We start from the raw sequence: 7,205 nt of genomic DNA on the forward strand, positions 1-7,205 counted from the left end.
ATCTCCGTCCATACCATGCTTCATTCCAAGTAAAATTGTTATGCAAGTAAACGCAATCCATTCCAAACGAAACACCTCAGTTATTTGATTTTAATAAGCCTGCTTCACTTTTTGAACCGGCTAGAGGAAGAAAGCCATCCTCCTCATAGCGATAAAGAACTGCCTTATCTAGCACATTGCCAGAGGCAATTTGCTGTACAATCTGCCTGCCAATTATTTCGTCTACTTCCTTGTACCAAGTGCCTTGCGGGTAGGCGATCACAATCGGAGCATCCTTGCATCTTCCATTGCACCTTGTTCTTGTCGTATGTATAAGAGCATCTGCCCCAATTTTCGTAATCTCCCCGCGAATTGCCTGCGTTACCTCCTCTCCTCCTTTTCTCATGCAACTACTTCCGTTACAAACTAGTACGTGATGCTTCGTTCCTGTTAGGTTCCAAGTCGTCATAGATACTCCCCTTTCTGCACTAAAAAAAGCACCCCTATCAATAGATAGGGGTGCGAATAAATACGATTGCTACAGCATTTTAGTCAGCACTTCCACCTATACTCCCCGTAGGTTCAAGTAAGCAAAAAACAAGGCAGGTCTCCTGACTTAGGTTCATCATTTCATTGCGTCTTCCCAAGCATCGCTCAGTGACATATGCAACAAAACTCCCTTTTACAGTGGCGGGTACCGTGATGGATTTTCACCATCTTCCCTTTTAAACGCAGCTTGCAAATCGCCGCGTACCTCATTTCTATCATTCTATTCAATTATAGATCAGTATTTTCTCTTCCAAAACAAATAAGCCACCCAACTATTCATGAGTGACTGAAACGAAAGCTTGGAAAGGTAAGCGCATACAAACCTTTATCATCGCTGCCGCTTCACCTTCTCAATCCCCGAAGAATTTGAAACTTATGAAAATAAGATAGGTCTCCTGACTCGTGCATCTCTCTACTCTAGGTCCTTCCCGTATTCATTACAGTGGTTCACCTATTTCGTCCACACATACAGTTGCGGGTACAGTTCCGTTTTTATTCACGGATTCCCTATTAAGCCTTTGTGGCATCTCATTTTTTTCGCTAAAACTATTCACTTTTAAAGCAACTCTTGTTTGTAGTCATGATACCGCAAGTTGTTTGACTTTTCAACATTTTTTTACAATTGCTGTTATTTCCCCCACGTTTCATGAAAAATTAAATCGGCAAGACAGCGGCGCTTTTCCCAATTAGCCGTCTCTAAAATAGGTTGCTTCGGATAATCCTCTGTATACCCAATGGAAAGCAAGGCAACCGGATCAATATGAGGCGGAATATGCAAAATATCGCGCACATCATTTTTCTTATAAAAGCTAACCCAGCCCATCGCCAATCCTTCTGCACATGAAGCTAGCCACATATTTTCAATGGCGCATGCCGTCGATAATATATCCGTCTCTGGAATCGAATTTCTCCCAAGAACATGAGAACCACCTCGCGTCGGATCGCATGTCACACAAATCGTGAGCGGAGCTTGTTTGATTCCTTCTATTTTCAATTCCAAGAACTTGGCTGAACGTTCATCTTCGTAATGAATCGAAAGCGCTTTCCTTTCCTTCTCCGCTGCCCATGCTAATTTCTCTTTCACGGGCGAAGACGTAACCATAATAAAATTCCATGGCTGCATAAACCCTACCGAAGGAGCATGATGCGCCGCTTGCAAAATCCGCTCCACTGCATCTTCTGGTATCGGATTTGGGAGAAAACTACGTACATCTCTCCTTCTATAAATCACATTGTATACCGCATCTTTTTCAACTGAATCCCCAATCATTAAACCATCCCCTTTTTTCTAGCATAACATCTCACCTATATTAGATTACATATTTCCCTAATGCAATCCTTTATCTTGTATAAGGTTTTTTTCTTTTGAAATCAAAGCAGCCTGAGCCCAGTGAAATCAGACTCAGGCTACTCTATACTATTGTATTCTTCCTTGTTCTATAAACTGCGTAATAACATTGATATATTTTTCCCGCCCTTGTTCTATATTTTGTGGCATAGAGCACCAATATGGGTGAGGGATACGCTCTGCAATTTTGATATCCTGAGGGAGCCGCCCATCCTTTTTCATTTCGTAAAGTGTTTCTTCTACTTTCCTACTAACTGGTATAATGTAGCTTGGCATGAGCAAATTCATTTCTTTAATAAATCCTTTGGTAAACAATTTTGCTACCCATCCAGCTAAATCATAGTAATGAAAAGCGCTCCGATGCCGCTGGAAACCAAACCAGGATAAATTTGTCATATATACGTGCTGAAAGAATGCTGTTGGACCGAAATGTTGGATGATACTGTAGATAAATTGTGAGCTGACTTCAGATGTAGTACGAGGGACGTTACCTAGTAACACCGATAGCGACTTAAAATCTAGAAATGGGACACCTGTTTTACTAGCGCGGTTGTTGGGATTCATGCCGACTAACGCAATTCGTTTTTCAGCTTGCGGCTTATAATACAAGGCGTAAAATTGCTTTGCTAATTCCTTAAATTCTTCACAATCCGCAATAATAGAAATGTTCCTCTCTTCTAATGTTTTCATAATCCTTCGATTTTTCCTTGCATCTCTCAAAAAATTAAAATGTTCTTCAATAATTTGATCCATTCTTCATCTCCCCTTTTCTCTGTATTCAACTTCAAAGGTATTATAATATAAACATATAGAGGTAAAAGAGAAATACACCAATTCTAAAACTATTTTTACAAAATTAGGAAACGTGTAAAAAGCTGTCTAAATTTGAAATGATAACTTAATATCAAATAAGATTGACATTTATGTTTATTTCATGGTAAAAAGACTGGAATTATGTAGTATAGGGCATCATTTTTTTAATCATTCAATCATACCTTCCTATCTTGACATTCCCTCTTTTTCTAGTGCATAATAACGTCAAGTAGATACAAGGAAAAAACGTGAGAAAAGGACTAGTAAGCACCTTTCAGGTGATAGAGAATGGAATCCACCGGCTGTAAGATTCCTCACCTTTGAATTTGCTGAACCTACCTTGGAGTCCTAGGCGAAAGCTATGGCGTAGCATCGACGTTACAGGTGAAAGTGGGTGTAATGTTTACACCAAGTAAGGTGGTACCGCGGAACGATGACTCTTCCGTCCTTTCATAGAAAGGATGGGAGGGTCTTTTTTGCATAGAAGCAGGAAATACCCTGGTGCACGCGTTTTTGATGAAGATGGAGGTAATATAGGTGAAACGGCAACGGATCGTTGTGAAAATTGGAAGCAGCTCGCTAACAACAGCTAATGGAGTTTGTATGGAAAAGCTAGCCGATCATGTGGCAGCTATCGCAAAGCTAAAGGCTATGGGTCATGATGTGGTACTTATTACATCAGGTGCAGTTGCAGCTGGCTTTGCAGCACTTGGCTATCCAACTCGGCCTGTGACGATGAAAGGTAAGCAAGCAGCAGCAGCAGTTGGACAAGGATTGTTAATGCAAGCATATACAGCAGAATTTCAGAAACATAGTATTATCACAGCTCAGCTACTTTTAACGAGAAGCGATTTTTCACGAAAAGAACAATATAGCAATGCATACGCAGCTTTGTCGGAGTTACTTGATCGTCATGCATTGCCAATTATTAACGAAAATGACTCAGTATCTCTCGTAGAGCTCACATTTGGTGATAATGATATGCTTTCTGCACTCGTTAGTGGCCTTGTGTACGCAGATACGCTCATTATTTTAACGGATGTGAACGGTCTATATGATAGCAATCCACGCGATAATCCAGATGCGAAGCGGTTTTCCTATCTTCCTTCCATTACGGATGAAATCGCAGCGCTAGCAAAAGGCTCTGGCACAAAGGTTGGTACAGGGGGCATGAAATCGAAAATTGATGCCGCCAAAACGGCCGTTTCACTTGGTGTAAACGTGTTTATCGGAACGGGACAAGGCGAAGATAAATTGGTAGACATCCTTCTTGGCAAAGGAGACGGTACGTACATCGGCCATACAGAACAAAAAACAGTAAATACGAATAAACAATGGATTTCCCTGCATTCCATTATTCGTGGCCGCATTTCGATTGACACCGGCGCAGCCAAAGCCGTTATCCAGAACGGAAAAAGCCTCCTGCCTGCAGGAGTGACGACAGTGGAAGGCAACTTTGTACCTGGCGATGTTGTGGAAGTCCTCGGTCCAAAGGGCACCATCATTGGCAGAGGACAAGTACAATATTCAGCATACGAACTAGAACAAGTCAAAGGGAAACAAAGCTTTGAAATTATGCAGCAGGAAGAACGTCACAGCTACGAAGTCATTCACCGTGACAATTGGGTTACTTTATAAAGTGAAACTTCCATCAGTGGGGTTTTCTTCATCCCCCACTGATGGTTAGCAAAGACCAACGGCTTTTGGGCAGTTAATGAGAGATAAAAATAAGGGGGAACGCAAAATGAGTGAAGTAGTGGAAAAAGGAAAACTTGCAAAAGTAGCCGCACAGCAATTCGTGACAAAAACAACCGAACAAAAAAACGCGGCACTCTCTGCTATTGCGGATGCATTGGCGTCAGAAACGTCTTATATTTTACAAGAAAATGAAAAGGATTTAAACGCAGGCAAAGAAAAAGGAATGTCTTCTTCCATGCTAGATCGTCTTCGTTTAACAGAAGAACGTCTAGCAGGAATGGCGGAAGGAATTCGTCAGTTGATTGACTTGCCAGACCCTGTCGGCAAAACGATATCCACAATCAAGCGTCCAAACGGTCTTACGATTGAACAAGTAACGGTACCACTCGGTGTTGTCGGTATGATTTACGAAGCTCGTCCAAACGTAACCGTTGATGCAGCAACACTTTGTCTGAAAACAGGTAACGCGGCACTCCTTCGCGGAAGCTCATCTGCCATTTATTCAAATAAAGCCATTGTTACCGTTTTGCGCCGGGCCATTGCGAATACAGCACTGCCAGTTGATAGCGTACAACTTATCGAAGATACATCCCGGAATAGTGCAAAGGAATTGTTCACCTTAAATGATTATCTGGACGTTCTTATTCCGCGCGGAGGAAAACAATTAATTGATACCGTTGTCCGGGAAGCATCTGTTCCCGTTATCGAAACAGGAGCTGGCAATTGCCATGTGTTCGTCGATGAAACGGCAGATTTTGAAATGGCAACTGCTATTATTATTAATGCAAAAACACAGCGCCCATCCGTTTGTAACGCCATCGAAACGATTGTTTTACACGAAGCATGGGCTTCGAAATATGGAAATGCCTTATTTGAAACGCTACGCGGACATGGTATAGAGCTACGCGGCGATGAAAAATCAATCGCAATTAATAACAATATCCTTCCTGCAACCGAAGATGACTACTTATATGAATTTTTATCGTTAACACTAGCTGTAAAAATTGTCCCATCAATAGAAGATGCCATCAAGCATATTAACCATTACGGCTCCAAACACTCAGAAGCAATCATTACAGAAAATGACGAGCACGTTGCACAATTTTTCAATGAAATCGATGCGGCAGCACTGTATCACAACGCATCTACTCGTTTTACTGACGGCTTCGAGTTTGGATTCGGCGCAGAAATCGGCATAAGCACGCAAAAACTTCACGCGCGCGGACCAATGGGATTACCAGTACTCACCACAACGAAATATAAAATTTATGGAAACGGACAAATACGGGAGTAAAACTAACTCTCCCTTATTTATTTACTATGGAGGCCAAAGCGATGGTTAGAAAATCATTTCGAATGAATATTGCAAAAAACAGAACGATCTCCATTGAAGGATCCATTGTAAATGTAGATGTAACGCATGATGAATTTTTAGATGAATTCACCAAATGGCTCGACTCAAAAGATTGGGGATTCATGGGCTACACAAACGACACCGAAGAAGACGCAGGCGAAAGACTAAAGCATATTTTAGACAATATGGATGAATCGGAGAAAGACTAAGGTTTTTCTCGAAGGATGACGCAAGCAATCGTCATCCTTCTTTCGTTAAAGGTGGATAATCTGTTTCTTCCATAACCTATTCATCTTTTTCCACGAAAAAACAGACCCATCCTAAGATGGATCTGTCTGATCTTGCCACTCCCTACTAGTATTTAAGTAAGATATAAGCTTGTTGGCGTACATCCTCCTTGCGTACTTCTGTGAATCCTACTTTTCTCGCTGCACGGGGATCGCTTGCCCAGTAATAATTGAACCTTTTCGTAATGTTAGTAAGCAATACAGCTAAGCCTCTTTTTTCCTGCACCAATGCCATCCCCTCCCGTTTCTTTGATTAGTTTTTTAATATTCTGATAATTATAAAATATTCTATCCTATCTGTCAATTGCAAATAAAAATGACTTCAGCTGTTATCACTGAAGCCATTTTTATTTACACTCTATTATTTCACTTGGCTTACTGTAAAGAATGCTTCATACAAAGCTTGGACTGCTTTTTTCTCATCCACACTGTGAACACCAAACATCATACTTACTTCTGAAGATCCTTGGTTAATCATTTCAAGATTAACACGGGCAGCAGCAAGTGCGCTTGTAGCCTTCGCCATAGTACCAACTGTGCGAATCATACCCTCGCCAACGATCATAACCATCGATAAATCATGATCAATCGTAACATTATCTACTTCCAGTTCGTCATAAATACGTTGAATGATTGCTTCTTCTTTGCCTTCACCAATCTGATCTTGACGAATAATGACAGAAATATCATCAATTCCAGAAGGCGTATGTTCATAAGAAACACCGAAGTCTTCTAAAATTTGAAGTAAACGACGTCCAAAGCCAATTTCACGGTGCAATAAATATTTGCTCACATTTATGCTGCAGAAACCGCCATCGCTAGCAATCCCAACAACAGGTCCATTGCTTTGTTGACGCTTTGCAAGAATATATGTGCCAGGTGCTGACGGATTATTTGTATTGCGAATATTAACTGGAATGCCAGCACGAAAGGCTGGAATGAGTGCCTCGTCATGGAACACGGCAAATCCAGCATATGAAAGCTCACGCATTTCTTGATACGTTAATTCTTTAATTTCACTTGGATGATCAATAAAGTTTGGATTCACTGCATAGACAGCATCCACGTCTGTAAAGTTCTCGTACACATCTGCTTTCACGCCGTTTGCAAGAATCGAACCCGTAATATCAGAGCCGCCGCGTGAGAATGTAACAATCTTACCGCTCTCGGAATAGCC

General features: G+C 41.3%; 8 protein-coding genes, 2 riboswitches and 1 other annotated feature. Of the genes, 3 read left to right on the forward strand and 5 right to left on the reverse strand.

The window, feature by feature from the left end; translation table 11 throughout:
* Window positions 1-76: 76 nt before the first annotated feature.
* The 3 genes from AC11ZT_RS07670 to AC11ZT_RS07680 form a co-directional block, all read right to left on the reverse strand.
* A complete protein-coding gene (locus tag AC11ZT_RS07670; RefSeq protein WP_484059033.1) occupies window positions 77-448 on the reverse strand; it encodes a (2Fe-2S) ferredoxin domain-containing protein in 372 nt (123 codons plus the stop codon).
* Window positions 449-563: 115 nt separating this feature from the next.
* Window positions 564-752, reverse strand: a riboswitch (cobalamin riboswitch).
* Window positions 753-896: 144 nt separating this feature from the next.
* A riboswitch (cobalamin riboswitch) is annotated at window positions 897-1,074 on the reverse strand.
* Window positions 1,075-1,156: 82 nt separating this feature from the next.
* On the reverse strand, window positions 1,157-1,798 hold the full coding sequence (gene bluB / locus AC11ZT_RS07675) for a 5,6-dimethylbenzimidazole synthase (protein ID WP_484059034.1): 642 nt from the start codon (window positions 1,796-1,798) through the stop codon (window positions 1,157-1,159).
* A 147-nt stretch (window positions 1,799-1,945) separates the two neighbouring features.
* The gene (locus AC11ZT_RS07680; protein ID WP_484059035.1) at window positions 1,946-2,629 is read right to left on the reverse strand and encodes a uracil-DNA glycosylase family protein; all 684 of its coding nucleotides are present in this window, start codon (window positions 2,627-2,629) and stop codon (window positions 1,946-1,948) included.
* A gap of 300 nt (window positions 2,630-2,929) precedes the next feature.
* Window positions 2,930-3,142: a binding site (T-box leader), on the forward strand.
* An 84-nt stretch (window positions 3,143-3,226) separates the two neighbouring features.
* On the opposite strand from AC11ZT_RS07680, the gene proB reads away from it, so the two are divergent.
* The 3 genes from proB to AC11ZT_RS07695 all read left to right on the forward strand — a co-directional run bounded on the left by proB (window position 3,227) and on the right by AC11ZT_RS07695 (window position 5,950).
* Entirely contained in the window at window positions 3,227-4,327 is a 1,101-nt protein-coding gene (proB, locus tag AC11ZT_RS07685; RefSeq protein ID WP_484059036.1) for a glutamate 5-kinase, read from the forward strand.
* A gap of 106 nt (window positions 4,328-4,433) precedes the next feature.
* Window positions 4,434-5,681, forward strand: coding sequence for a glutamate-5-semialdehyde dehydrogenase (locus tag AC11ZT_RS07690; RefSeq protein WP_484059037.1), 1,248 nt, complete (start codon window positions 4,434-4,436; stop codon window positions 5,679-5,681).
* 41 nt (window positions 5,682-5,722) lie between these two features.
* Window positions 5,723-5,950 carry a hypothetical protein gene (locus AC11ZT_RS07695; RefSeq protein ID WP_484059038.1) on the forward strand — a complete coding sequence of 76 codons (228 nt, stop codon included), beginning with the start codon at window positions 5,723-5,725 and terminating at the stop codon, window positions 5,948-5,950.
* Between the two features lie 145 nt (window positions 5,951-6,095).
* On the opposite strand, the gene AC11ZT_RS07700 is transcribed toward AC11ZT_RS07695, so the two are convergent.
* Together AC11ZT_RS07700 and AC11ZT_RS07705 are read right to left on the reverse strand one after the other, a co-directional pair.
* The gene (locus AC11ZT_RS07700; RefSeq protein WP_484059039.1) at window positions 6,096-6,257 is read right to left on the reverse strand and encodes a hypothetical protein; all 162 of its coding nucleotides are present in this window, start codon (window positions 6,255-6,257) and stop codon (window positions 6,096-6,098) included.
* 132 nt (window positions 6,258-6,389) lie between these two features.
* Window positions 6,390-7,205, reverse strand: an 816-nt coding sequence (locus AC11ZT_RS07705; RefSeq protein WP_484059040.1) for an ACT domain-containing protein, incomplete at its 5' end; no start/stop codon positions are given.

The organism is Ectobacillus sp., from assembly GCF_056992975.1.

Excerpts from the sequence above, each read along its gene's own strand:
- AC11ZT_RS07670 (WP_484059033.1), bottom strand. The coding sequence starts at position 448 with ATGACGACTTGGAACCTAACAGGAACGAAGCATCACGTACTAGTTTGT.
- AC11ZT_RS07690 (WP_484059037.1), top strand. The coding sequence starts at position 4,434 with ATGAGTGAAGTAGTGGAAAAAGGAAAACTTGCAAAAGTAGCCGCACAG.
- AC11ZT_RS07695 (WP_484059038.1), top strand. The coding sequence starts at position 5,723 with ATGGTTAGAAAATCATTTCGAATGAATATTGCAAAAAACAGAACGATC.
- AC11ZT_RS07680 (WP_484059035.1), bottom strand. The coding sequence starts at position 2,629 with ATGGATCAAATTATTGAAGAACATTTTAATTTTTTGAGAGATGCAAGG.
- bluB (WP_484059034.1), bottom strand. The coding sequence starts at position 1,798 with ATGATTGGGGATTCAGTTGAAAAAGATGCGGTATACAATGTGATTTAT.